Here is a 25,983-nt window from a genome sequence, read left to right as displayed (position 1 = left end):
GGCTTCGGGCATCATCACTTATGAAGACGCTGCCATTTGCAGGACAATAACCGTCCCGTTCATCACGATATGCAGCGTCATCGGCATCAGCAGTCCATTGCTTTTCAGTCTGGCAAGGATTAAAACCTGCGACACAAGAAACAGCATCAGCAGCGTGCGCAGATCCACATACTGGGTATGCATCACGGCAAAAATGATCGATACCACGACTGACGACAGCCAGGTTTTATTATTGAACCAATACTGGAATGCGTTGAATAAACAGCCCCTGAAAACAATTTCTTCATAAACTGGCGCAAAAAATATCAGGGTCAGAGTGGATAACCACAGCGCGTAGTTGTTTAAGGATATCTGGCTGGTTACCCACGCTTCGGTTTGTCTGAGACCTATCAACCACGGCAAGATAAGCTGAATAAAAAGCAGGGCCGCAAATAAAATGCCAAACCACCGGGCATTGAAGATCCCTTTGCCCAGCCCTTCTCTTTTCCTGAAGAAGAAATAATAAAGCGGAACCAGTACGATAAATTCCAGCATAAACAACAGCGGGAAGAGTAATCCTTTGGCGAGCAGCTCCTGGCTCGCGGGAAAAAACAACGGGGTAAACGTGAGGCCAAACATCAGCATAAACATAGAAAAACAGCCAGCAACGGCTTTGGTCCGGGCGATATACTGGTTGTCGACATCCTGTGACATACAATCTCCTTGCACTTGTCGAGTATAAGATGATGAATTATCGATATATGATAAAAATTCTCATTATCACTGACAACCTACCAACATTTACCCTATGTATGGAGAATCCGTCAGCGGCAGCCAAAAGCGGAAGCACGCGCCTGCCGTTGAATTAACCAGATTGATATCGCCGCCATGCAGTTCAAGCATTCTTCGCACAATCAGCAATCCCAGACCGCCGCGCTGCTCACGGGGAGTTAACGCGGTTGGGCGCTGAAATAACACTTCGCGTACCCCCATTTCCACGCCTGGGCCGCTGTCCTGCACCTCTGCTACCAGTCGGTCTTCATCACGCCAGATTTTTAGCCATACATCTCCCCCGTCAGGTGTATGGCGGATAGCATTATCCAGTAAATTCGTCACCACCCTTTCCATCATCGATAAATCGGCATTTACCAGCGGTAACGGCCCCATCACGTCAAGGTGTAACTGTAAATGGCGTGTGGCAACAGGGAGATCAAACTTCTGCGCCACATCCTGGATCAACTCGCCAAAAGCAAAACGTTCGCGCTGAGGTTTTATGCCGCCGTGCTCCAGCCTCGCCAGCTCAAACAGTTGTTGTGACAGATGGCGAACCTTATGCCCCTGGCGCAACGCGATACTAAGATAATGCCTGTTTTCCTCTGGCGTTATCGTGTCGGCTTTCAGCGACAACATTTCCAGATAGCCCAGCAGCGAGGTGAGCGGCGTGCGTAAATCGTGAGATATATTGGCAATAAACTCTCTGCGCTGGCGATCGCTGTCAGCTAACAAATCCCACTGATGTGCAATTTGCTGTGCCAGCTCTATAAACGCATTGTTCAACAACGCAATTTCATTCCCCGGTGACGGATCGGGCTTTTTCTGCGCCAACTGCTTAATGACGCTAATACTGTCCTGCTCCATTTTGACCACCTGCGCGGTCAACCTTTTTACCGGATGCGTCACCCATCGCCACACCAGCAAGCCCGCAATTCCGCCGGCTAATAAAACCAGAATTAACGTTCCTGCCACCGTGTTCCAGAGCGTTTTCTGCCAGGCGGTATTTGCCAGCATATGCAGATTTTCGCCCTGGAGAATAATGAACAGATAACCATGCAGTTGGCCGTTAAGCATCACTGGCGCCGCACTAAAGACCTTCTGCTGATTGCTGCGCGGATCATCGCCATACACTGGCAAACCATCCGAATTTAGAAAATCCTGAATCGGCTGCACGGTAATTTTCTGGCGCTGAATATGCCCGGGCGGTGCGGCATCGGCGAGTATGTCACCTGCTGGTGAAACCAGATACAGTTCGACGCTTGGATTGAGCGTCATCAGGTGATTAAACAGTCCTTTTAACGTCTGTCGATTGATCTGCCCGCGGGTATCAATCAGTGACTCACTTTTGACAATCTTGCTCGCCAGTTCCAGCGACAGCCTTTGCACCATGGCATCGCCATATTTTTGACTATTACGTAGCTGGACAACGCTGACGGCTACCGCGCAGATCAACATAATCGCGGTAAATACCAGGGTCAGCCGCTGGCTTAAAGACAGTCGATAAATCATGACTGATGCTCCGCGTTATTCGCCGCAAGCTTATAACCTCGTCCCCAAACGGTGAGAATAATTTCCGGCTCAGCAGCATCTTTTTCAATCTTGGTCCGCAGACGATTAATATGACTGTTCACCGTATGCTCATACCCTTCGTGCTGGTAGCCCCACACATGATCTAACAGCGCCTGACGCGAAAAAACCTCGCCGGGATGACGAGCGAAAAAATAGAGCAGATCGAACTCACGGGGCGTCAAATCGATTGATTTGCCATGCTGGCGGACTTCTCGGGCTAAGGGATCAATCTCCACGCCATGGACGCTAATGATCCCCGCTTCCAAACGTAGATTCTGACTCATCGCCTCCTGACGGCGAAACAGCGCCTTCACGCGGGCCATCAGTTCCAGTACGGAGAAAGGTTTGGCTAAATAATCATCGGCTCCCATCTCCAGCCCCAGAACGCGGTGAGTTTCACTGGTGCGGGCGCTAATAATGATGACGGGTAAATAGAAACTCATTTGACGAATGCGACGACATATTTCCAGACCATCGACACCCGGCAGCATTAAATCGAGGATAACCGCATCCCAGACATGTTTTTCCAGTTGTTCAAGCGCGCGCGTTCCATCTGCCTCATGGATAATTTCATATCCCTCATCCTTCAGGCTAAGCTGCAAAAGTGAGGCAATATCGCTGTCATCTTCCACCAAAAATATCTTTTTTGCGCCGGCCATCAGAGTCATCCCCTCTCGTTGAACTGAAAGCTTACCTCAGGCAAGGGGCGGAAGTTATCACAAAATTTTTAACTTTTCGTGAGGATCCTGGGATACGCCTGGATCAAGGATGTCGTTACAGAAAGTCACGCATCAACAGGGAAACGTCGCTTTGTTTTCCTTAACATGAAAATAAAAAGGAACAGTTATGCAGAAAAAACGTCCACTTCGGGAAGCTGATGTTACCGCCGAATCAGTTTTTTTTATGCAAAGACGACAGGTCCTCAAAGCGCTTGGGATAGGCGCTGCAGCCGCTTCTCTCTCCTTCCAGACACAGGCGAATCTGCTGAATTGGTTTAAGGGCAACGATCGCGCGCCTGCACCGGCGGGGAAACCGCTCGAGTTCATAAAACCGGATGCCTGGCAAAGCACACTCCCCCTGACGCCGGAAGACAAGGTGACGGGCTATAACAATTTCTATGAATTTGGTCTGGATAAGGCCGATCCTGCCGCCAATGCCGGTAGCCTGAAAACCGATCCCTGGACATTAACCATCAGCGGTGAGGTGAACAAACCCTTAACGTTGGATCATGATGCGTTGACCACACGTTTTCCGTTAGAAGAACGTATTTACCGGATGCGTTGCGTTGAAGCGTGGTCGATGGTTGTGCCGTGGATTGGCTTTCCCTTACATAAATTATTGGCGCAGGTTGAACCCACCAGCGACGCCAAATACGTTGCCTTTGAAACACGCTACGCCCCCGATGAAATGCCCGGTCAGAAAGATCGCTTCATTGGTGGTGGGTTGAAATACCCCTATGTTGAAGGTTTGCGTTTGGATGAGGCCATGCACCCTCTTACCCTTCTGACCGTGGGCGTGTATGGCAAAGCATTGCCGCCGCAAAACGGGGCGCCGATACGCCTGACGGTCCCCTGGAAATATGGCTTCAAGGGTATTAAATCGATCGTCAGTATCAAGCTGACACGTGAGCGACCGCCGACGACCTGGAATATGTCAGCGCCAAACGAATACGGTTTTTACGCCAATGTTAATCCACATGTCGATCATCCCCGTTGGTCTCAGGCGACGGAACGTTTTATCGGTTCCGGTGGGATTCTCGATGTACAACGCCAGCCGACGTTGCTTTTTAACGGTTACGCCAATGAGGTGGCTTCTTTATATCGGGGTATGGATCTACGGGAGAACTTTTAAGTGAGATTAACGGCAAAGCAGATAACCGGCCTGAAAGTGCTACTGCATCTCGCCGGTTTTTTACCCCTGCTATGGCTTTTCTGGGCAGTGCAACAGGGTGCATTGGGCGCCGATCCCGGGAAAGACATTCAGCATTTTACCGGCATTACGGCGCTAAAATTTTTGCTTGCCACCCTGCTGGTATCGCCGCTCGCACGCTATACAAAGCAGCCTTTGCTGTTTCGTACCCGACGCTTGTTAGGATTATGGTGCTTTGCCTGGGCCACACTGCATCTGACCAGCTATGCGCTATTGGAGCTGGGTATACAAAATTTGGGATTGTTGGGGCGAGAGCTGGTTTCACGGCCATGGCTCACGCTGGGCATGACGGGTTGGGTTATCTTACTCCTGCTGACGCTGACCTCCACGCAGGCCGCACAGCGTAAAATGGGCAAACGCTGGCAAACGTTGCACAACTACGTCTACCTGACTGCCTTTTTACTCCCGGTTCATTACCTATGGTCGGTCAAAGTGTTGTCACCGTCCCCTATTATCTACGCCTCCTGTTTTATTGTGCTGCTGGTATTTCGCTATAAAAAGTGGTTACGCAAAAGCGGATACAAAGGTGTGTTTATGAAAAGTGAATGATTCACGGTAAACTTCTTAACCACACCTAAACAGAACGAGAACAAAAAATGAGTAACAATGATAATTACCATCAACTCACCCGCACGTTCCAGCGGCTCTCTCGCTTCTCTCACCTCTCGGCCATCGCCAGTTGGGACATGTTTACCATGATGCCGCCGGGCGGCAGCAAAGCCCGCGGCGAAGCGTTGGCAGAACTGAGCGTGCTTGAGCATCAGTTGTTAACCGACGCGAAAGTAGCCAAGTGGATCGCCGCCGCAAAACAGGAAGACCTTAACGATGTTGAGCAAGCGAATTTGCGCGAAATGTCGCGACTGCATCACCAGGCATCCCTGCTGCCTGAATCACTGGTAGAAGCAAAGTCGCTGGCAGGCAGCCGCTGTGAGCATGCCTGGCGCAGCCAGCGACCCGCGAATGACTGGGAGGGTTTTTCCGAGAACCTGAAAGAGGTCGTGAAATACAGCCGCGAAGAAGCCCGACTGCGCGCAGACGCTAAAGGTTGCTCACCTTATGACGCGCTACTGGACATCTTTGAACCAGAGATGACCAGCGCCCAACTGGATGTCCTGTTTGCAGATGTGAAAAGCTGGCTGCCCGATCTCCTTAGCAAGGCAGTGGCAAAACAGTCTCAACAAACGCTTATCGCCCCAATTGGCCCCTTCCCGACCGCTGTACAGCGAGAGCTGGGTCTGGAAACGATGGCGCAGTTAGGATTCGACTTTACCGCTGGACGACTGGATATCAGCGCGCATCCCTTCTGTGGCGGCGTGCCGGAAGATGTTCGCATTACGACCCGCTATGACGAAAATGAACTCCTCAGCGCGCTGTTTGGCGTGATTCATGAAACGGGTCACGCCCGCTATGAGCAAAATCTGCCGCGTAACTGGTCAGGACAACCTATCGCTCTGGCACGCTCAACAGCCATTCATGAGTCGCAAAGTCTGTTCTTTGAGATGCAATTGGGACGCAGTAAAGCATTCCTGACGCGACTCATTCCGGCTGTGACGCGTCATTTTGGCAACCAGGCAGCGTTTGAAGAGAGCAATTTCATTGACTGGAACCAGCAGGTAAAACCCGGTTTTATCCGCGTTGACGCCGACGAGGTGAGCTACCCTGCTCACGTGATCCTGCGTTATGAAATCGAGCGAGCGTTAATTAACGGTGACATTGAAGTGGATGACATTCCGGCCTTGTGGAATGAGAAGATGCAGGCCTGGCTTGGACTGTCAACGGTGGGGGATTATCGTAATGGCTGTATGCAGGATATTCACTGGACCGACGGCGGCTTTGGCTACTTCCCGTCTTACACTTTAGGCGCTATGTATGCGGCGCAATTGTTCAGCGCAGCTCACCGCGCATTGCCCGATCTGAACCAGTCCATTGCGCAGGGAGAGTTTAGCGCCCTCTTTGACTGGCTACGCCAAAATATCTGGCAGCATGGCAGTCGTTTTACCACTGAACAACTCATTACCCAGGCCACCGGAGAGCCGCTCAGCAGCCGCTATTTCCGCGCTCACCTGGAAGCCCGTTATTTGTAATCTCATGCCGTGAGTCATTGTACATATCGTTACACGCCGATACCAATGACTCACGGAAGCCCAGTGATTACAGCGATATAGTTATTTCAACGGCCCCGCAGTGGGGTTGAATGAAAAACCAAATCGAGGGTATGAGAATGAAAAAAGTATTAGCTCTGGTTGTTGCCGCTGCTATGGGTCTGTCTTCTGCTGCATTTGCTGCTGAAACAACTGCTACCACCGCGCCAACTGCTGCAACGACAAAAGCGGCCCCGGCGAAAACCACCCATCATAAAAAACAGCACAAAGCTGCGCCGCAGAAAGCACAGGCTGCCAAAAAACACGCCAAAAAAACCACCACTAAACCGGCGGTAGAACAGAAAGCGCCAGAGCAAAAAGCTCAGGCCGCTAAAAAACACACCAAAAAACCTGTGAAACACGACTCCGCTAAACCAGCCGCTCAGCCAGCCGCATAACACACCTGTAGTTACTATGGCGTCCCCCACGCCGTAGCATACGGCGCTAAATCATTCAGATTTGGCGCCGCCTTTCGGAGGGTAAAATGGTGTCACATTACCGCTTTGAGTTCATTCTTACGGCCCTGATTATTTGTGCCCTCATCGCCATGCATTTTTATCTTTCCTGAGTGTAGTTATCTGATTTTACTCCCACTTTCCCGCCGTCCCGTCTATAGTATTAACTGAGGGTTTGCTGTTAAAAATCATAATTCCCCACCAGAGTGTGATATGCATAAAACCATTGCTGTGTTACTGGGTTCAATTTGTTTAACTCCTGTCGTTGCGCATGCGGAACAGCCAGCAACGTCCAGCGCTGAAGCAGAAAATATAAAAACGCTGTTTTTTGGACATGACGATCGCATTAAGGTGACTGACCCAACGCAATCACCATGGGACGCTATCGGACAACTGGAAACCGCCAGCGGTAATCTGTGTACCGCTACGCTCATTTCACCCCATCTGGCTCTGACTGCCGGACACTGCTTACTTACGCCGCCAAAAGGTAAACCTGATAAAGCCGTGGCGTTACGCTTCGTGTCGAAAAAGGGTATCTGGCGTTATGAGATCCACGGAATTGAAGGCCGGGTTGATCCTTCGCTCGGCAAACGTTTAAAAGCCGATGGTGATGGCTGGATTGTGCCCCCCTCCGCCGCCCCATGGGATTTTGGTCTGGTGGTGTTGCGTTATCCACCTTCCGGTATCACACCGCTGCCATTATTTGAAGGTGATAAAGCAGCATTAACCGCGGCGCTGAAAACCGCGGATCGTAAAGTCACGCAGTCGGGCTATCCGGAAGATCATCTTGACGATTTGTACACGCATCAGGATTGCGTGGTGACCGGCTGGGCGCAAAATACCGTTTTGTCACATCAGTGCGATACGCTCCCGGGCGACAGTGGGTCGCCATTGATGCTGAAGACGGATTCCGGCTGGCAATTGATTGGCGTACAAAGCTCCGCTCCGGCGGCGAAAGATCGCTGGCGGGCAGATAACCGCGCGATTTCCGTGACCGGGTTTCGCGACAAACTGGAAGCGCTGGCCAAGGGATAACGCATACTGCCCGTATTAACGGGCAGCACTTTTATCAGGCCAGTTTTATCATGATCATTCCGGCCAACAGCAATGCCACGCCGATCCAGCCTTTATTGTTCAGACGCTGACCAAACAGCACCCAGCCTGCGGCTAACGTCGCGGCAATCCCGAATCCGCCCCATAAGGCATAGGCGACGGAGAGATCGATGCCTTTTACCGCCTGCGACAGCGCACTAAAAGCCGCTAAAACTGCAGCCAGCGACAGCACGCCATAAGCCTTGCGGCGAAAACCATCAGAAAACTTCAAAAAGACGTTAGCCACGATTTCCAGAACGATAGCCATGCCAAGCCAGGCGCCATGAACCCATTCAAACTGCTGCATGGGTCACCTCTCTGCCCGCTTTGGCAGGCTTTCGTGTACCGGATTTAATCAGCACAATACCTACCACCAGCGAGACCAGACCAGCCACCTTCATCGTGGACAAGGTTTCGTCAAATAACAGCACGCTGAACAGCGTAATAAATAAAATACCGATACCTTCCCATAAGGCATAAGCTACGCCGAGAGCAATTTTTTTAACGGCAAAACTGAGAAAAATATACGATAAGGCGATCATTACCAGCATTAAAATAAAGCCTGAATTACCATGGCCCACGCTCGCCCATTTCATTGACAGCGTACCGGTAATTTCAGCCGCGATGGCCAGACCTAATAATATCCAGTAAAACATGATGCTTCTCCTGCTTGAGAATATAGTCCTTTGGGCTTACTGCATGCAGTAAACCAAAAAATAAAATCAGTTAGCTCAGCGCACAGCGCCAGCTCAGGCAGAAGAAGGGACTAAAGCGCGTTGCGCCAGTGTTGCTCACCCGCAAGCAGGAAAGTGGAAGAGGTACGAAGAAGTGTAGGTAAAAGCAAAAACATCCTGAACATATTGTCCATAATATTACAATTATCCGCAGTGTTGCTTCTCATCATCGCGGATGATAATTGTCCTCGGTAGTTAAACACAGATGATTTGTATCATAGGTTCATTACGAACTCAAAGCCTTTTCACTTCTTTACCAGCCCTGTTTGATTTTTGTTATAACGGCTCGACGCAAATCACATTATTATTCAGATTCAAAAAGTAAAAGCACAGGAATACACATGGCGAAACCGATCATTACGCTTAACGGTCTAAAAATAGTCATTATGCTGGGCATGCTGGTTATCATACTGAGCGGCATCCGCTTTGCCGCAGATATCATCGTGCCCTTTATTCTGGCATTATTTATTGCCGTTGTGCTTAACCCTGTGGTGCAACGCATGGTGAAACTTCGCATACCGCGCGTATTCGCAGTGTCATTGCTGCTCGTAATTATTGTAATGCTAATGGTGCTGTTATTAGCCTACTTAGGTACATCCTTAAATGAGCTTGCGCGGACGCTACCGCAATACCGTTCTTCACTGGTTATCCCGCTGAAAAATCTCGAGCCTTGGCTACAGCGCGCAGGGATAGGCGTTTCGGTGGATGAGCTCGTCAAATATATCGATCCGAACGCGGCAATGACGCTGGTCACTAATTTACTGGCGCAGCTGTCTAATGCCATGTCATCGATATTTTTACTGCTGCTGACGGTGGTTTTTATGCTGCTGGAAGTCCCGCAACTGCCCAACAAACTGAAACAAATGATGAGCCGGCCTATTGAGGGAATGGCAGCGATTCAACGCGCCATCGACAGCGTATCGCACTATCTGGTACTAAAAACGGCAATCAGCATTGTGACCGGACTGGTCGCCTGGGGCATGCTCGCCGCCCTCGACGTGCGCTTTGCCTTTGTCTGGGGATTGCTGGCCTTCGCCCTCAACTATATCCCTAATATCGGTTCCGTGCTGGCAGCCATCCCCCCTATTGCTCAGGTGCTGGCATTTAGCGGTCTTTACGACGCCCTGGTGGTGCTGGCGGGTTATCTGGTCATTAACCTGGTGTTCGGGAATATCCTCGAACCGCGGATTATGGGACGTGGTCTTGGGCTGTCCACGCTGGTGGTGTTTCTGTCGTTGATCTTCTGGGGCTGGTTGCTGGGACCTGTGGGGATGCTGCTTTCTGTCCCGCTGACCATCATCGTCAAAATCGCGCTTGAGCAAACCAATGGCGGGCAAAGCATTGCCGTTCTGCTTAGCGATCTCAACAAAGCGTAAACTGTCGCCCCGCCTGCGCGGGGCATTTCGTTTATCGTTTAGCCCGTAGCGCCAGGGAGGCACTCAACAGCGTAAATAACGCAATTATCCACGCCATGGTCCATGGCGTGCCGTCACTGAAAGCGGCCAGCAGTAATGATGAGATAATCCCGCTACCGTACTGTAATGCGCCAATCAGCGCGGAGGCTGAACCAGCGATGTTCGGTACCGCATCCAGCGCTGCGGCCGTTGAGGTAGCCGCAATAATGCCGTTCATCGAGAACAACAGGAATATGGTAGTGATAATGGCCACGATTCCCCCGGACTCCAGCTTAACCAACAGGGCAAGCGCAACCGCAGCCAGCGCCGCCAGCATCGTCGCATATTTCAGCAGTTGCTCCAGGGGATGCCGTTGCACCAGCCTACGGTTTACCACGCTCATCGCCATGACGCCGACAATATTTAGCGCAAACAGCCAGCCATAATGCTGAGGATCAACATGGTAATAGCTAATATAAACAAATGGCGATCCGGTAATAAACGCATACGCGCCGACGTAATAAAACGTCAGGCTCAGGGTGTAGCGCATAAAACGCCCATTAGATAACAGGGAACGGTAATTACGAAATGCGCCCGTCAGAGAAGCTTTTACCCGTTTTGCTTCAGGCAGTGTTTCTGGTAGCCAACATAAAGAGACACACATTAACGCGCCAATCAGCACCAGCAGCCAAAAAACTGCGTGCCAGGTGCTCAGGCGAATAATTTGCCCGCCAATCAATGGCCCAGCTATCGGCGCAATCGCCATTATCAGCACCAGCGTCGAGAGCATTTGCGCCGCACGGGTACGCGCAAAGAGATCGCGGATCATTGCCCGGGCCAGCATAGGCCCAGTACAGGCGCCAAGGGCCTGAAATACCCGCCAGAAAACAATCTGCGTGATGCTTGTAGACATCGCACATCCTGCAGACCCGATGATAAAAAGCACCATGCCAATAAACAGCGGTTTACGCCTGCCCAGATGATCGCTAATCGGTCCCCAAATCAGCTGTGCGATAGTAAAACCTACCAAAAATCCGGTGATCGTAAGTTCTACATTGCCATGTAAATCCGTGGCCATTGTCGGCATTGCCGGAAGATAAATATCGGTAGAAAGTGAGGTAAAGGCCATCAGGCCACTGAGGATCAGAATAAAAGTAAGGCCGGTGTGGCTTGCTGTAGCCACCGGCGATGCCAGTTCATTTTTACGCATAGCGCTCTGTCATGTTGAAGAAACAGACCGCAGTATATATGCGACGTATTGCGGTGATTAGAGACTAAAAACGGCATAAGTTTATGAATCATAATCATGAATAATGGCAACGTTAGCGGCAGATACTGTGATTCCACTCCAGTATTTGCTATCCAGAAATGAATTTAACTCATAGGTCCATGCGGGATTCACAGACTAATAGTACCCACAGAAAATTGCTAATCTGCGGTCAATACAAAGATGAATGTTCAGGAGAATCCCATGAATACAAAAGTACTCAATAACGGTGTTGAGATGCCCCTGCTTGGTTTTGGCGTTTATCAAATGACCGATGCCGCCGAATGCGAGCAAGCCGTACGGGATGCCATTGATTCAGGTTATCGCCTGATTGATACCGCTGCCTCATACCTGAATGAAACTCAAGTAGGGAACGCACTCAAGCAAAGCAGTGTGCCACGTAATGAGCTTTTCGTGACCACCAAGCTGTGGTTACAAGATGCAAGCTATTCCGGCGCAAAGGCGCAATTTACGCGGTCCCTGCAACGCCTTCAGCTTGATTATATTGATCTTTATTTAATCCATCAGCCCTATGGAGATGTACATGGTGCCTGGCGCGCTATGGAGGAGTTATATGAGGAAGGAAAAATCCGTGCGATTGGCGTGAGTAATTTTCATCCGGATCGACTGGCTGATTTAATGGCCTTCAATCGCGTGATTCCTGCCGTAAACCAGATTGAGGTAAACCCATTCCATCAACAGCCACATGCGGTTGCCTGGATGCAGAGCAGAAACATTCAACCACAAGCCTGGGCACCGTTCGCCGAGGGACGTAATGACCTGTTTCAGAACCCGGTTTTAGCGGCTATTGGGGAAAAATATGGCAAAAGCATCGGTCAGATCGTGCTGCGCTGGATTTATCAGCGCGGAATTATTTCACTGGCGAAAACCGTGCGTAAAACGCGTATGACCGAAAATATTCAGGTGTTGGATTTTAGCTTGACCCCGGAAGAAATGACGCAAATTGCCGCCATGGATAGCGGAAGCAGCGCGTTTTTCTCGCATCGAGATCCGGCTCGAGTGGAATGGATCACCCAGCGGAAGCTGGACGTTTAAAAAAACGGCCTCTGCAGAGGCCGTCTTACTTTTAGCTAACGATTACAGCGCTTTCAGAATCGCATCCACGCTGGCCTTGGCATCGCCAAACAGCATATGGGTATTTTCTTTAAAGAACAGCGGGTTTTGTACGCCAGCATAGCCGGTGTTCATTGAACGTTTAAACACGATAACGTTCTGCGCTTTCCACACTTCCAGCACTGGCATACCGGCGATCGGGCTGCGTGGATCATCCTGCGCCGCCGGGTTTACCGTATCGTTGGCGCCAATAACCAGTACGGTATCGGTGTCGGCGAAATCATCATTGATTTCATCCATTTCCAGCACAATGTCATATGGCACTTTGGCTTCCGCCAGCAGCACGTTCATATGACCCGGCAAACGCCCTGCTACCGGGTGGATCCCGAAACGCACTTTGATGCCGCGGGCACGCAACTTCTCAGTGATTTCAGCCACCGGATATTGCGCCTGAGCCACAGCCATACCGTAGCCCGGAGTGATGATCACGGAATGCGAGTTCTTCAGCATTTCTGCTGTGTCTTCTGCATTAATCTCCCGGTGTTCACCCACCTCTTCATCAGAACCCGTAGATGAGCCATCAGAACCGAAGCCGCCCGCAATTACGCTGATGAACGAACGGTTCATTGCTTTACACATAATGTAAGACAGGATCGCACCGCTCGAACCTACCAGCGCACCGGTAACGATCAGCAGATCGTTGCTCAGCATAAAGCCCGCCGCCGCCGCCGCCCATCCGGAGTAGGAGTTGAGCATTGAAACGACTACCGGCATGTCTGCACCACCGATGGACGCCACCAGATGCCAGCCAAAAGCCAGCGCAATAATGGTCATCACCAGCAGCGCCAGAACCTGCAGGCCAACGCTTTCAGTACGAACAAACACCACCAACAGCAGGAAGGAAACGACCAGCGCCGCGAGGTTCATTTTGTGACGGTTTGGCAGCATCAGCGGTTTAGAGGAGATCTTGCCGCGCAGTTTGCCAAAGGCCACCACGGAACCGGTAAAGGTCACCGCACCGATAAAGATACCGAGGAACACTTCTGTCAGGTGAATGTTCACCAGAATCGGTTCCAGGCCCGTGTCGTGATACAGGTAGCTGTTAAAGCCCACCAGTACCGCCGCCAGACCAACGAAGCTGTGCAGAATCGCCACCAGCTCCGGCATCTCGGTCATCTCGACTTTTTTCGCCAGGCGGATACCAATCGCGCCGCCGATGATCATCGCCACCAGGATCCAGGCAACATTGCCGGTATCCGGGCCAAAAATCGTCGCAATCAGCGCAATCGCCATCCCGGCGATACCGTAGTTGTTACCCTGCTGGGAGGTTTCGTGTTTCGAAAGTCCCGCCAGGCTGAAAATAAACAGGATCGCGGCAACAATGTATGCAGCTGTAACTAATCCTCCAGACATATGTTACCCCTTAGTTTTTCCGGAACATTTTCAGCATGCGCTGAGTCACGGTGAAGCCACCGAAAATATTAATGCTGGCAATAAGCACCGCGATAAAGCTCAGGAAACTCACCCAGCCACCCTGGCCAATTTGTAACAACGCGCCGACAACGATAATCCCGGAGATGGCGTTGGTCACAGACATCAGCGGAGTATGCAACGCGTGCGACACATTCCAGACCACGTAGTAACCCACCACGCAGGAAAGCGCGAACACCGTAAAGTGACCGAGGAACTCTTTCGGGGCGACGTCGGCAAGCCAGCCAAACAAAATGACTACCAGCGCCATCAGCGCATATTTACGCCATGGTGAAACCGGTTTTTTCTCTTCTTTCGGCGCGGGAGCCGCTTTTGGCGCAGCCTGCGGCTGAGCTGAAACCTGGATCGGCGGCGCAGGCCAGGTGATTTCACCCTCACGAACCACCGTCACGCCACGCACCACCACGTCGTCAAAATCAACGGTAATGTTGCCGTCTTTCTCTTTGCACAACAGTTTGAGCAGGTTGACGAGGTTGGTACCGTACAGTTGGGAAGACTGCGTCGGCAGACGACCAGGCAAATCGGTATAACCGATAACCTTCACACCGTTCTCGGTGGTGGTCACCTGGTTAGGCACGGTATATTCACAGTTACCGCCGTTTTGCGCGGCGAGATCGACAATTACACTCCCCGCTTTCATCGAATCAACCATTTCACGGGTGATCAGTTTCGGCGCAGGCTTACCCGGGATCAATGCCGTTGTAACGATAATGTCGACATCTTTTGCCTGAGCGGCGAAAAGCGCCATCTCGGCTTTGATGAAGGCTTCGGACATCACCTTAGCGTAACCGTCGCCGCTGCCCGCCTCTTCTTTAAAGTCCAGTTCGAGGAATTCAGCGCCCATACTCTGAACTTGTTCTTTCACTTCCGGACGGGTGTCAAAAGCACGGACGATAGCGCCCAGGCTGTTTGCCGCCCCGATCGCCGCAAGCCCTGCCACACCCGCACCAATCACCATGACCTTGGCAGGCGGAACCTTACCCGCGGCGGTGATCTGTCCGGTAAAGAAGCGGCCAAATTCATGGGCGGCTTCAACAATGGCGCGATAGCCGGCGATATTTGCCATCGAGCTTAAGGCATCAAGCGACTGCGCACGCGAAATACGCGGGACGGAGTCCATTGCCATCACTGTCACATTGCGCTGTGCAAGCTTTTGCAGCAGCTCCGGGTTTTGCGCAGGCCAAAGAAAACTCACCAGCGTCGTGCCCGGATTAAGCAAGGGAATTTCCGCCTCTTCCGGTGCATTGACCTTCAGAATAATCTCTGACTGCCAGACAGCATTGCCGTCAACAATTTCTGCGCCTGCCTGCACAAACGCCTTATCGTCAAAACTCGCCAGTTGACCTGCGCCGCTTTCAACCGCGACGCTAAAACCCAGCTTTAGCAGCTGCTCAACCGTTTTCGGCGTAGCTGCGACACGGGTTTCATTGGTTAACCGTTCTTTTGGTATGCCAATTCGCATAATGTTCCCTTCCATCTGTATTTTTGATGATGGTTTATCAATGTTTACAAGAGGCATGCGCGCACTCTCGAAAGAGGTCAGTGTTACCTCAATAAAATAAAACAGTAACAAACTCTGTATAACCTACTGAAAATGGAGCCTGTGATCTAGCGCCAAAAAACAGTATTTATTATGAAATTCGCAAAACAGGGATGAATTCGCCCGCAGACAGGGATAATGCCCTTTAAATAGCCCGCAATGGCTGATAATTCGCTCAAGCGAAGCGGCAAAACATGATTAAGCGCCACCAGAGAACAATTGATTAACATTAAATTAACTTATGAAATTCAACTGTTTTATCAGTTTTAGCCTCCAAACGCCGAATTTTTGGACATATCACAAAATGTTATCGACACTGTTACACCCTGTGGCACGATGAGTGAAAAATGACGCAGACACTGACACAATTTAAATGCAATAATCAGCGACGTTTCTAGTCAATAACAATACCAGTACCTGGTTTGCGCAAGGCGAAGGATTATTTTTATGAAGCTTAAGAACACTCTCCTGGCGTCCGCACTTATTTCTGCGACTGCTTTTTCTGTAAATGCAGCGACAGAATTGACGCCGGAGCAAGCTGCTGCCCTGAAACCCTATGACCGCATTGTGGTTACCGGTCGTTTTAATGCGATCGGTGACGCGGTGGATGCCGTATCACGTCGTGCAGATAAAGACGGTGCAGCCTCTTTTTATGTTGTTGATACCTCAGATTTTGGCAGTGGCGGTAACTGGCGCGTTGTAGCCGACATCTATAAAGCCGACGCTGAAAAAGCGGAAGCATCCAAAAACCGTATTATTAACGGTGTGATGGAGTTACCTAAAGATCAGGCCGTTCTGATAGAACCTTACGATACCGTTACGGTACAGGGCTTCTACCGCAGCCAGCCTGAAGTGAATGATGCCATCACCAAAGCGGCGAAAGAAAAAGGGGCTTACTCCTTCTATATCGTTCGCCAGGTCGATGCCAACCAGGGTGGTAACCAGCGTATTACCGCATTCATCTATAAAGCGGATGCGAAAAAACGCGTAGTACAAAGCCCTGATGCAATCCCGGCTGATTCTGATGCCGGTCGCGCCGCATTAGCTGCAGGTGGTGAAGCTGCGAAGAAAGTTGAGATCCCGGGCGTTGCGACTACCGCATCTCCGAGTGCTGAAGTTGGCCGCTTCTTCGAAACGCAATCCACCAAAGGTGGACGTTACACCGTCACGCTGCCGGATGGCACGAAAGTTGAAGAGCTGAACAAAGCGACTGCTGCCATGATGGTTCCGTTCGACAGCATCAAGTTCACCGGTAACTACGGCAATATGACCGAAGTCTCTTATCAGGTTGCCAAGCGAGCAGCGAAGAAAGGCGCGAAGTATTATCACATTACTCGCCAGTGGTCAGAACGTGGTAACAACATGACCATCAGCGCTGATCTGTATAAGTAATATCCTATGCTTTATCAGGTCTGCAGCGCTTGTAGGCCTGATAATTTTCCCTTGTTAAGCCCTCAGCCCGAACAAAAAACACGAATATTAAGACAACTTTTCACACTATTAGTCACAAATCTCTCTATCCCCATTGCATGCGTTCTCTTCTCTCCGTAAAATCCCGCGCCTTAGTGGCTTTCACCATTTTTATGCGGTTTGCCAAAATAATTATTCTCTCACTCTCGTTTTAGTAACTGGATACAAATGGAAAAGAAATTGGGTCTGAGCGCACTGACCGCGCTGGTTCTAAGCTCAATGCTCGGCGCTGGTGTTTTCAGCCTGCCACAAAATATGGCGGCGGTTGCCAGCCCGGCTGCATTACTGATTGGTTGGGCGATTACCGGTGCGGGTATTTTGCTACTCGCCTTTGCCATGCTGATCCTGACGCGTATCCGACCTGAACTGGACGGTGGCATTTTTACCTACGCGCGCGAAGGTTTCGGGGAACTGATTGGCTTCTGCTCGGCATGGGGATACTGGCTATGCGCCGTTATCGCTAACGTTTCGTATCTGGTTATCGTCTTCTCTGCGCTCAGCTTCTTTACCGATACGCCGGAATTACGCCTTTTTGGCGATGGTAATACCTGGCAGGCTATTGTTGGCGCATCAATGCTGCTGTGGATCGTCCATTTTCTTATACTGCGTGGGGTGCAAACCGCAGCCAGCATAAACCTGGTCGCGACCCTGGCCAAATTGCTGCCGCTTGGCCTGTTTATCGTGTTGGCGTTCATGCTGTTTAAGCTCGATACCTTCAGTCTGGATTTTACCGGCGTCGCGTTGGGCGTCCCCGTCTGGGAGCAGGTCAAAAACACTATGCTCATTACCCTTTGGGTATTCATCGGTGTGGAAGGCGCAGTGGTGGTTTCCGCCCGCGCACGAAATAAACGCGATGTCGGACGCGCCACGCTGCTGGCGGTGCTTGCCGCGCTGGGCGTTTATCTGTTGGTTACCCTGCTGTCGCTGGGTGTTGTCGCGCGTCCAGAACTGGCAGAAATCCGCAACCCATCAATGGCCGGTCTGATGGTAAAAATGATGGGACCATGGGGCGAAATTATTATTGCCGCGGGTCTGATTGTCTCCGTTTGCGGTGCCTATTTAAGCTGGACGATTATGGCAGCGGAAGTGCCATTCCTCGCCGCAACCCACAAAGCGTTTCCACGGATTTTCGCGCGTCAGAATGCGCAAGGTGCGCCATCCGCGTCGCTGTGGCTGACCAACATCTGCGTCCAAATCTGTCTGGTGCTGATCTGGCTCACAGGTTCCGACTACAATACGCTACTGACTATTGCCTCAGAGATGATTCTGGTGCCCTATTTGTTGGTCGGCGCATTTTTGCTGAAAATCGCTACCCGTCCGTTGCATAAAGCCGTCGGTGTCGGTGCGAGCATTTATGGCATATGGTTATTGTATGCGTCAGGTCCGATGCACCTGCTGCTGTCTGTGGTGCTATATGCGCCGGGACTACTGGTTTTCCTTTATGCCCGTAAAACACACGCGCATGAAAATGTATTAAAACGTCAGGAGATGGCGCTGATCGGCCTGCTGCTTATTGCAGCAGTTCCGGCGACCTGGATGTTGGTGGGGTAACGCTATCCCCATCGTTCGCGAAACCTGGAGATTACGATGGGTAAAAAGCCCCCTTTGCCGATACTTATCACTGGAGGAGGTCGTCGCATCGGCCTCGCCGTCGCATGGCATTTTCTCAATCAAAGACAGCCAGTTATTGTCAGCTATCGGACGCATTACCCGGCCATTGATGGCTTGTGCGAAGCTGGCGCGTTGTGTATCCAGGCTGACTTTTCTACCGATAAAGGCGTATTAGCCTTTGCTGATGAGGTTAAAAGGCAGACGACCGGTTTGCGCGCCATTGTGCATAATGCCAGTGCCTGGGTTGCAGAAAAGCCGGGCACGCCGCTAACCGAAGTGCTGTCGGCCATGATGCAGATTCATGTCAATACGCCCTACTTACTCAACCACGCCCTGGAAGAGTTGTTACGCGGTCATGGACATGCAGCCAGCGATATTATCCATTTTACGGATTATGTTGTGGAGCGTGGCAGCGACAAGCACATCGCTTATGCTGCCAGTAAAGCGGCGCTGGACAATATGACTCGCTCGTTCGCCCGCAAACTGGCGCCGGAAGTCAAAGTGAATGCGATTGCCCCCTCGCTGATCCTGTTCAACGAGAGTGACGATGCTGAATATCGCCAGCAGGCTCTGAATAAATCACTGATGAAAACGGCGCCCGGTGAAAAAGAAGTCATTGATTTAATTGACTATCTATTGACCAGTTGCTTTGTCACAGGACGTAGTTTTGCCCTTGATGGCGGGCGTCATCTGCGTTAATGCAGTTTAATCCAACAAAAAATCAGCAACCACGCGCTCAGGCTCCAGCACACCACTGACCCGCCGAGCGCGACGGATAAGCGCATAAAGCCGGTGAAATACCACAGCGAAACGAGGTAGACAAAATAGGGAATAATCGACCACATGCTGAATACAATGGTGGTACGCAACGCCTCGATTCCACGCTCACTGGCCACGATATAATGGGCAATCAACGCGAATGTCGGGAACAGCGGGATTAATCCAGCAATATAGTAATTCTTTGTTTTAGCGAGCAAACCAATCAACACCACCACCAGCGCACCCAGCGCCGCTTTGATAACGAGTCCCATTACCCTGCCTTAACACATCAATAACATCAGTCCCTAGCATAACGGAAGCAATCTTGTTTAGAAAAGATTAATGGAAGGAAAAACGAGGGCGGTGTATGTTGGCGTTTTATATTCAAAATGAATGATATGAACACCATTGTATTTGTTGAAGATGATCCTGAAGTTGGCTCTCTAATTGCCGCCTATCTGGCCCGGCATGACATTGAGGTTATGCTTGAACCTCGTGGTGATTTGGCCGAGGAGAGAATCCTGCAAGTTCAACCCGATCTGGTGTTATTAGATATCATGCTGCCGGGCAAAGACGGGATGACAATCTGCCGCGATTTACGTGGACGCTGGCAGGGTCCGATTGTTCTGCTGACCTCTCTGGACAGCGACATGAACCACATCCTGGCGCTGGAAATGGGGGCCTGCGACTACATCCTTAAAACAACCCCTCCGGCCGTACTGCTTGCGCGGCTACGCCTGCATTTGCGTCAGAGCGAACAATCAGCCCAGTCTAAAGGTATTCAGGCAGCGACCATCACGCCGCACACAACGCTACGCTTTGGTACACTCGCTATCGACCCAACCAACCGCTCCGTGCTACTCGGCGGCGAGCAAGTCTCTCTTTCCACCGCCGATTTTGAATTATTGTGGGAGCTGGCGACTCATGCCGGGCAGATTATGGACCGCGATGCGCTGCTGAAGAACCTGCGCGGTGTAAGCTATGACGGTATGGATCGCAGCGTTGATGTGGCGATTTCCCGATTACGTAAAAAACTGCTTGATAACGCCACTGAGCCCTATCGAATCAAAACGGTACGCAACAAAGGTTACCTGTTTGCACCGCACGCCTGAGACGACGAGCCACAGAAATAATGCCATCAGGCCGGTCTCGCGGATCGGCTGGATTTACCACAATACGTTACACTGTCACGAAAAATTGTTTACAGAACAGGCATACAACCGCTATCCGGTTAGTTTCCACATTTTTTGTGTGGCTGCTGACGTCCCCCCTCCCTATAATCCGTTGCGGTCCTGAACCTTATGGTTCAGGTTTATTTCGCAATAACAAAACTCTTTCCGGCATTTCAGGTGCTGAATGAGGCAAGAGGCTACAATATGTTCGTTACGCTCGCGTATATCGCGTTCTTTTTGGTTTGTTCATGGGCAATTTTCAGAATCAACCAAAAAAGTCACTCTCTTTCAAAAAGTGTCTTCATCGCTATTTTTCTTGGTGCCGTTATCGGCTTATCCCTGCATCTCATTGCTGCCGACGACAGTAAAACAGTGATCGGTTGGTATAACGTTATCGGCAATGGCTATGTGAATTTACTAAAGCTGGTTGCGGTTCCGCTGATTTTCATCTCTATTCTCTCAGCCATTAATAAGCTCGAAAATAGTGCAGGCATTGGGAAAATGTCGTTAACCATCGTCGGATGCATGCTCTGCCTGGTAATGATTGCCGGGTTTATTGGGCTACTGACTGCGCATGTATTAGGTCTGGACGCCAGCGCATTTGTTCATATGCAGTCCACGCTGACGGCGGATGATGTGAGTAAAACTGCCGCCATTTCACTACCAAAACTGATGACCTCCCTGATCCCCACGAACATTTTCCTCGATCTAACCGGGGCCAGAAGTGTTTCCGTCATAGGCATTGTTATCTTCACGCTACTTGCCGGCGTGGCATTATTAAAGGTCAAACAAGACGCCCCGCAAGAAGGTGAAAAATTAAGTGCCGGCATTAACGCCATCCAGATTTGGGTGATGAAGATGGTACGTATCGTTATTGCCCTCACCCCTTATGGCGTGATGGCATTAATGGCAGGCGTATTTTCCGCGTATCGACTTGAACAATTTGCCAGTCTGTTAGGCTTTATTGCAGCCTGTTACCTTGCCATTCTGATGATGTTTATCGTCCACGCGCTAATACTGGTGCTGAGTGGCAATAATCCGGTTCACTATTTTAAAACCGTCTGGCCAGTATTAACCTTTGCCTTTGTGTCACGCAGCAGTGCGGCATCCATTCCACTGGCTATTACCGCGCAGGAAAAGTTTGGCGTGCAAAACACCATTGCCAATATTGCGGCCTCATTCGGCTCCAGCATGGGTCAAAACGGCTGCGCCGGGATCTATCCGGCTATTATGGTGGCGATGATTGCGCCAACAATTGGCATTGACCCGCTATCGGTGCATTTTTTGCTCGCCATGCTACCTGCGATTGCGCTGGGTTCCATCGGAGTGGCGGGCGTTGGTGGCGGCGGAACATTTGCTGCGCTGATCGTCCTTTCAACGCTGAACTTCCCTGTCGCGCTGGTGGGGATTTTCATTGCTATCGAGCCTGTCGTTGATATGGCCAGAACGGCACTCAACGTGAATGGTTCGATGATGTCAGGCGTACTGGCTAACAGACTCCTGAAAAAAAGAGCAGAAGAACCGCAACGCGTGAACGCGAATTAACCAGCCTTCCAGTAAGAACTAAGCCTTCCTGTAAACGGAAGGCTTTCTTTTGTGTCAACTGAATGTCAGTCCGTCGTATTTTTTCCAACGGTAATTCACGGCAGAAATAATCCAGCAACAGATAAAAACGCCAATAATCACAAAGCCGACATTGCCCATATGGTCACTCAAATTGCTGACGGTATCCCATAATCCTCCCTGGAGTGAAAATGCGTCAGAGAGAAGTCCCAACGCCTCCAGTCCACCGATAAATAGCGCAACAATCACCGAGGTTCCGGTGATGGTCATATTGTAATAAAGCTTGCGCTGCGGCTTATTAAACGCCCATCCATAGGCCTCAACCATCAGGATGCTGTCAAGGCAATCAATCAGCGCCATCCCGCAGGTAAACAGCGCCGGGAAAACTAATATTGACCAGACCGACATGCCACTGGACGCGCTTGAAGCGGAAATACCCAGCAGAGAAATTTCAGTGGCGGTATCAAAACCCAGACCAAACAGAAAACCGACAAAATACATATGCCAGTCTTTACCTACCAGGCGGAAAGCTGAGCGAAAAATCCAGTTCAAAGGACCTGAAACCGTAATATTTTCCGTGTTGCCAGCGTAAGTACCGGTGCGTTTAAGATGGCGAAAAGCCTTCCAGACATGGCAGAAGATAATGAGATTGATAGTGGCCAGAATCAGCAGAAATGCGGCAGAGACCGTGGTACCGATAAGACCGCCGACATTCTGAAACCAGGTCATATGCTGCTTAAAAACGCTGGTGGTCAGCGCAATGCCAATGCTTGCCAGCACCACAATGGTGGAGTGACCAAGGGAAAACCAGGCTCCCGTCGTCAGGGCGCGTTTTTTCTGCTGCATCAGTTTGCGCGTCGCGCTATCTATAGCAGCAATATGGTCGGCATCCACGGCATGGCGCAAACCATAGCACCACGCGATTAGACACAGCGCCAGTAACGACGTGTTGTTGCTAAACGCGGTAAAAGCCCACAGCCACGCCACAATGTTTGCCCCGATGAGTAAAACCATCAACGAAATAATGTTTGGGCGTTTTTTTAATATTGAAAACAATGCGTTCATTGTTTCCAGCCTGTCAAATTTGCGCTAAACAACACACTACACCGCCGTTCACTGATTGATTAATAAAACGTTTACCAGGCTAATGATAACTCTTAAGAATTACCAACCCAGTGTCATAGATCAAAGTTGATTACCACTGATGCGAGTTCCGCCATCGCTCACTCCGCTACGCACAGGGGTATATAGTCGCGTTGTCCCCCCTCTTACAAAAACCGGCTTTAACTCCGAAATCAAGAATCAGGCATTGAAGCATTCCGCAGAAGATTATGGGCCAGAGCACTAACGGGCACATTCTTATGTCTCCGTGTGCCATGCTGATTGTGGTTGTTAAATGAGGAAACGCGATGATTGTTTTATGCAAAGCCTGCGGGACATCCTATGAGAAAACGGATTCTCATCCACAACATTGCGCTATCTGTAATGATGAACGCCAGTATGTCCCCGCGACAGGGCAGAAATGGATCGATTTTTCCGCCCTTTGTGCTTCACATACAAATAAGTGGCAACAACACAACGGCGATCTTCTCAGCATCCGCACCGTTCCGGATTTTGCGATTAACCAGCGGGCATTTATTCTACGTACTCCCGGGGGCAATATTCTGTGGGACTGTATTGCTACGCTCGATGATGCCACGAAAATGCTAATATCGTCTCTGGGCGGGCTTAAGGCTATTGCGATATCACACCCTCACTACTACACAACGATGCAGGACTGGGCTGCAGAATTTAATGCTCCGATTTACCTCCATGCCAGTGATAGCGAGTGGGTGATGCGCGACAGCCCGTGGATTAGATTTTGGCAAGGCGACACCCTTGAACTCGCCCAGGACGTCAGTGTGATACGACTGGGGGGACACTTTTCCGGTGGCTGTGTTTTGCACTGGGCACGAAATGAAGGCCTGGTGCTTTCCGGCGACATCGTTCAGGTCACACCAGGAACGCATGCCGTCTCCTTTATGTGGAGTTACCCCAATATGCTGCCGCTGCCAGCCGCAACGGTCAGCGACATCACTCACCGCCTGAGTACGGTAAAATTTAAACAACTCTACGGCGCATTTGAGGGAAAAGATATTAAGGACAATGCCGATGAAATCGTACGCCGTTCAGGCGAAAAGTATATTTCCTGCCTTAGATAAACGGGCCGTTTACTCTCTCCCTCACTCAGGAAGATGAAAATGGATAGAACTGATAAACCGCCCCCATCAGCGAGAGACTGACTATCACGCTAATAATAAAATAGGTTTTGAATGGCTGCTTTTGTGTTTTATGGCGGAAAATTTGTTGACCCGCTATCGCGCCCCCCCACCCGCCAACAACACCAAACATCAGCAAAGTAGACTCAGGCACCCTGCGCCAGGCCTTACGAGCGGCCATTTTGTCGACGCCGTATAGCACCATCGTCAGTATATTGGCAACTATTAGCCACATAACCACGGGATGTGCGGTGAAAATACAGCCTGTTGCTGCGAAAATGAGTAGCAAATAACAACAACGATTGAAATTCATATTTTTATATCACAACAATTTTGAGAGTATCAGTACGCATTATATTGCGTATTCGGTGATTTTATATGAAGAAGCTGTTTGTACAGTTTTATCTCCTGCTGTTTGTCTGCTTTCTGGTGATGACCTTGCTGGTCGGCCTTGTATACAAATTCACCGCAGAACGCGCGGGCAGACAGTCGCTCGACGATTTAATGAAAAGCTCGTTGTACCTGATGCGCAGTGAACTGCGCGAGATCCCACCACGTGACTGGGGTAAGACGCTAAAGGAGATGGATTTGAACCTCTCTTTTGATCTGCGCGTTGAACCGCTGAATAAATACACGCTGGATGCCCCAACCATGCAGCGCCTGCGCGAAGGCGATATTGTCGCGCTTGACGATCAGTACACTTTTATTCAACGAATCCCGCGCAGCCATTACGTGCTGGCCGTCGGCCCGGTACCCTATCTCTATTTTCTGCATCAAATGCGCTTGCTGGACATCGCGCTGATGGCGTTCATTGCCATTTCGCTGGCCTTCCCGGTGTTTATCTGGATGCGCCCCCACTGGCAGGAAATGCTCCGACTGGAAGCCGCAGCACAACGTTTTGGTGAGGGACATCTGGGCGAACGCCTCCATTTTGATAACGGTTCCAGTTTTGAGCGTCTTGGTGTGGCGTTTAACCAGATGGCGGACAATATCAATGCGCTGATCGCCAGTAAAAAACAGCTTATTGATGGTATTGCCCATGAGCTTCGGACTCCACTGGTACGCTTACGTTACCGACTGGAGATGAGTGAGAACCTCACCGAGCATGAATCTCAGGCACTGAATCGTGATATCGGCCAGTTGGAAGCGTTGATCGAAGAGTTACTGACCTACGCCCGGTTGGATCGCCCACAAAATGAATTGAAGCTTAGCGTACCCGACCTGCCCCTTTGGCTGACAACCCATCTTGAGGATGTGCAAAGCGTCAATCCTGACCATGAGGTGCGGCTACGCCATCTTCAGAGTGGCGACTACGGCGCGCTGGATATGCGCCTGATGGAGCGTGTGCTGGATAATCTGCTGAATAACGCCCTGCGCTATTGCCAGTCGACGGTACAAGCCAGTCTGCAGCTGGACGGCAACCAGGCGACACTGATCGTGGAAGACGACGGTCCGGGTATCGCACCTGCGGCGCGTGAACAAGTTTTTGAGCCATTTGTACGCCTCGATCCCAGTCGTGACCGGGCGACCGGTGGTTGCGGACTTGGGTTAGCCATCGTCCACTCGATCGCATTGGCTATGGGCGGTACGGTCGTTTGCGATGAAAGTGAACTGGGCGGGGCTCGTTTTTCTTTCAGTTGGCCCGTCTGGCATAACATTCCTGAATTTCCCTCTGCCTGACCCATGCCGCTCGGTGGTCAGGCGGCAAATG

27 protein-coding genes are annotated in these 25,983 nt (G+C 50.7%); 15 read left to right on the top strand and 12 right to left on the bottom strand.

The window, feature by feature from the left end; translation table 11 throughout:
- Positions 1–18 precede the first annotated feature (18 nt).
- The 3 genes from OGV69_RS13110 to OGV69_RS13100 form a co-directional block, all read right to left on the bottom strand.
- Positions 19–693, bottom strand: a complete 675-nt coding sequence (locus OGV69_RS13110) for a CPBP family intramembrane glutamic endopeptidase (protein WP_038640491.1) — start codon at positions 691–693, stop codon at positions 19–21.
- 87 nt (positions 694–780) lie between these two features.
- A complete protein-coding gene (locus tag OGV69_RS13105; RefSeq protein WP_069324170.1) occupies positions 781–2,262 on the bottom strand; it encodes a sensor histidine kinase in 1,482 nt (493 codons plus the stop codon).
- Positions 2,259–2,981, bottom strand: coding sequence for a winged helix-turn-helix domain-containing protein (locus OGV69_RS13100; protein WP_069324171.1), 723 nt, complete (start codon positions 2,979–2,981; stop codon positions 2,259–2,261). Before OGV69_RS13100 ends, OGV69_RS13105 begins: the two co-directional genes overlap by 4 nt.
- A gap of 187 nt (positions 2,982–3,168) precedes the next feature.
- Here OGV69_RS13100 and msrP point away from each other — a divergent pair, with 187 nt between their 5' ends.
- The 6 genes from msrP to OGV69_RS13075 all read left to right on the top strand — a co-directional run bounded on the left by msrP (position 3,169) and on the right by OGV69_RS13075 (position 7,882).
- Entirely contained in the window at positions 3,169–4,173 is a 1,005-nt protein-coding gene (gene msrP / locus OGV69_RS13095) for a protein-methionine-sulfoxide reductase catalytic subunit MsrP (RefSeq protein ID WP_199951159.1), read from the top strand.
- A complete protein-coding gene (gene msrQ, locus OGV69_RS13090; RefSeq protein WP_069324173.1) occupies positions 4,174–4,800 on the top strand; it encodes a protein-methionine-sulfoxide reductase heme-binding subunit MsrQ in 627 nt (208 codons plus the stop codon).
- A 47-nt stretch (positions 4,801–4,847) separates the two neighbouring features.
- Entirely contained in the window at positions 4,848–6,335 is a 1,488-nt protein-coding gene (locus OGV69_RS13085; RefSeq protein ID WP_069324174.1) for a carboxypeptidase M32, read from the top strand.
- A 137-nt stretch (positions 6,336–6,472) separates the two neighbouring features.
- Positions 6,473–6,790, top strand: coding sequence for an acid resistance repetitive basic protein Asr (gene asr, locus OGV69_RS13080; protein ID WP_069324175.1), 318 nt, complete (start codon positions 6,473–6,475; stop codon positions 6,788–6,790).
- Between the two features lie 86 nt (positions 6,791–6,876).
- On the top strand, positions 6,877–6,960 hold the full coding sequence (gene ydgU, locus OGV69_RS25330; RefSeq protein ID WP_455423394.1) for a small membrane protein YdgU: 84 nt from the start codon (positions 6,877–6,879) through the stop codon (positions 6,958–6,960).
- 100 nt (positions 6,961–7,060) lie between these two features.
- Complete coding sequence (locus tag OGV69_RS13075; protein ID WP_038640479.1) at positions 7,061–7,882, top strand: trypsin-like serine peptidase; 822 nt, start codon at positions 7,061–7,063, stop codon at positions 7,880–7,882.
- 34 nt (positions 7,883–7,916) lie between these two features.
- Here the strand turns inward: OGV69_RS13075 and mdtI are convergent, their stop codons facing one another.
- The 3 genes from mdtI to OGV69_RS25325 all read right to left on the bottom strand — a co-directional run bounded on the left by mdtI (position 7,917) and on the right by OGV69_RS25325 (position 8,876).
- A complete protein-coding gene (mdtI, locus tag OGV69_RS13070) occupies positions 7,917–8,246 on the bottom strand; it encodes a multidrug/spermidine efflux SMR transporter subunit MdtI (protein ID WP_038640477.1) in 330 nt (109 codons plus the stop codon).
- Positions 8,233–8,598, bottom strand: coding sequence for a multidrug/spermidine efflux SMR transporter subunit MdtJ (mdtJ, locus tag OGV69_RS13065; RefSeq protein WP_160956389.1), 366 nt, complete (start codon positions 8,596–8,598; stop codon positions 8,233–8,235). The genes mdtI and mdtJ overlap by 14 nt, the downstream gene beginning before the upstream one ends.
- 107 nt (positions 8,599–8,705) lie before the next feature.
- Positions 8,706–8,876, bottom strand: a complete 171-nt coding sequence (locus OGV69_RS25325) for a protein YdgV (RefSeq protein WP_006684635.1) — start codon at positions 8,874–8,876, stop codon at positions 8,706–8,708.
- Between the two features lie 138 nt (positions 8,877–9,014).
- Between OGV69_RS25325 and OGV69_RS13060 the strand changes: the two genes are divergently transcribed.
- A complete protein-coding gene (locus OGV69_RS13060) occupies positions 9,015–10,049 on the top strand; it encodes an AI-2E family transporter (RefSeq protein ID WP_069324176.1) in 1,035 nt (344 codons plus the stop codon).
- Between the two features lie 31 nt (positions 10,050–10,080).
- On the opposite strand, the gene OGV69_RS13055 is transcribed toward OGV69_RS13060, so the two are convergent.
- Entirely contained in the window at positions 10,081–11,277 is a 1,197-nt protein-coding gene (locus tag OGV69_RS13055; protein WP_069324177.1) for a multidrug effflux MFS transporter, read from the bottom strand.
- A 261-nt stretch (positions 11,278–11,538) separates the two neighbouring features.
- Here OGV69_RS13055 and OGV69_RS13050 point away from each other — a divergent pair, with 261 nt between their 5' ends.
- A complete protein-coding gene (locus OGV69_RS13050) occupies positions 11,539–12,390 on the top strand; it encodes an aldo/keto reductase (RefSeq protein WP_069324178.1) in 852 nt (283 codons plus the stop codon).
- Between the two features lie 42 nt (positions 12,391–12,432).
- Here OGV69_RS13050 and pntB read toward each other — a convergent pair whose 3' ends face one another.
- Positions 12,433–13,821: a Re/Si-specific NAD(P)(+) transhydrogenase subunit beta gene (pntB, locus tag OGV69_RS13045; protein WP_038640472.1), complete on the bottom strand. Its 1,389-nt coding sequence runs from the start codon at positions 13,819–13,821 to the stop codon at positions 12,433–12,435.
- A gap of 10 nt (positions 13,822–13,831) precedes the next feature.
- Positions 13,832–15,361 (bottom strand): Re/Si-specific NAD(P)(+) transhydrogenase subunit alpha, encoded by a 1,530-nt coding sequence (pntA, locus tag OGV69_RS13040; protein WP_069324326.1) that lies wholly within the window; start codon positions 15,359–15,361, stop codon positions 13,832–13,834.
- A 525-nt stretch (positions 15,362–15,886) separates the two neighbouring features.
- Here pntA and ydgH point away from each other — a divergent pair.
- From ydgH to folM, 3 genes are all read left to right on the top strand, one after another.
- Entirely contained in the window at positions 15,887–16,831 is a 945-nt protein-coding gene (gene ydgH, locus OGV69_RS13035; protein ID WP_069324179.1) for a DUF1471 family protein YdgH, read from the top strand.
- A gap of 246 nt (positions 16,832–17,077) precedes the next feature.
- The gene (locus OGV69_RS13030; RefSeq protein WP_069324180.1) at positions 17,078–18,460 is read left to right on the top strand and encodes an amino acid permease; all 1,383 of its coding nucleotides are present in this window, start codon (positions 17,078–17,080) and stop codon (positions 18,458–18,460) included.
- A gap of 36 nt (positions 18,461–18,496) precedes the next feature.
- Positions 18,497–19,219 (top strand): dihydromonapterin reductase, encoded by a 723-nt coding sequence (gene folM / locus OGV69_RS13025; RefSeq protein WP_069324181.1) that lies wholly within the window; start codon positions 18,497–18,499, stop codon positions 19,217–19,219.
- Here folM and OGV69_RS13020 read toward each other — a convergent pair.
- Positions 19,216–19,551 (bottom strand): GlpM family protein, encoded by a 336-nt coding sequence (locus OGV69_RS13020; protein ID WP_069324182.1) that lies wholly within the window; start codon positions 19,549–19,551, stop codon positions 19,216–19,218. The genes folM and OGV69_RS13020 overlap by 4 nt on opposite strands.
- A 117-nt stretch (positions 19,552–19,668) precedes the next feature.
- On the opposite strand from OGV69_RS13020, the gene rstA reads away from it, so the two are divergent.
- Positions 19,669–20,391: a two-component system response regulator RstA gene (rstA, locus tag OGV69_RS13015; protein ID WP_069324183.1), complete on the top strand. Its 723-nt coding sequence runs from the start codon at positions 19,669–19,671 to the stop codon at positions 20,389–20,391.
- A gap of 264 nt (positions 20,392–20,655) precedes the next feature.
- A complete protein-coding gene (locus OGV69_RS13010) occupies positions 20,656–21,996 on the top strand; it encodes an L-cystine transporter (protein ID WP_069324184.1) in 1,341 nt (446 codons plus the stop codon).
- Between the two features lie 54 nt (positions 21,997–22,050).
- On the opposite strand, the gene OGV69_RS13005 is transcribed toward OGV69_RS13010, so the two are convergent.
- Positions 22,051–23,079 carry a HoxN/HupN/NixA family nickel/cobalt transporter gene (locus OGV69_RS13005; RefSeq protein WP_038640460.1) on the bottom strand — a complete coding sequence of 343 codons (1,029 nt, stop codon included), beginning with the start codon at positions 23,077–23,079 and terminating at the stop codon, positions 22,051–22,053.
- Positions 23,080–23,423: 344 nt separating this feature from the next.
- Between OGV69_RS13005 and OGV69_RS13000 the strand changes: the two genes are divergently transcribed.
- Complete coding sequence (locus OGV69_RS13000; RefSeq protein WP_069324185.1) at positions 23,424–24,215, top strand: MBL fold metallo-hydrolase; 792 nt, start codon at positions 23,424–23,426, stop codon at positions 24,213–24,215.
- A gap of 25 nt (positions 24,216–24,240) precedes the next feature.
- Here OGV69_RS13000 and OGV69_RS12995 read toward each other — a convergent pair whose 3' ends face one another.
- Positions 24,241–24,585: a DUF1294 domain-containing protein gene (locus tag OGV69_RS12995; protein ID WP_069324186.1), complete on the bottom strand. Its 345-nt coding sequence runs from the start codon at positions 24,583–24,585 to the stop codon at positions 24,241–24,243.
- Between the two features lie 65 nt (positions 24,586–24,650).
- Here OGV69_RS12995 and rstB point away from each other — a divergent pair, with 65 nt between their 5' ends.
- A complete protein-coding gene (rstB, locus tag OGV69_RS12990) occupies positions 24,651–25,952 on the top strand; it encodes a two-component system sensor histidine kinase RstB (RefSeq protein WP_069324187.1) in 1,302 nt (433 codons plus the stop codon).
- Positions 25,953–25,983 lie beyond the last annotated feature (31 nt).

This window comes from Citrobacter sp. Cc139 (genome assembly GCF_030334645.1).
GTDB classification, from domain to species: domain Bacteria; phylum Pseudomonadota; class Gammaproteobacteria; order Enterobacterales; family Enterobacteriaceae; genus Citrobacter; species Citrobacter werkmanii.
The sequence above is the reverse complement of the archived record's forward strand: the minus strand, read 5'-3'. Positions and strand labels throughout refer to the sequence as shown.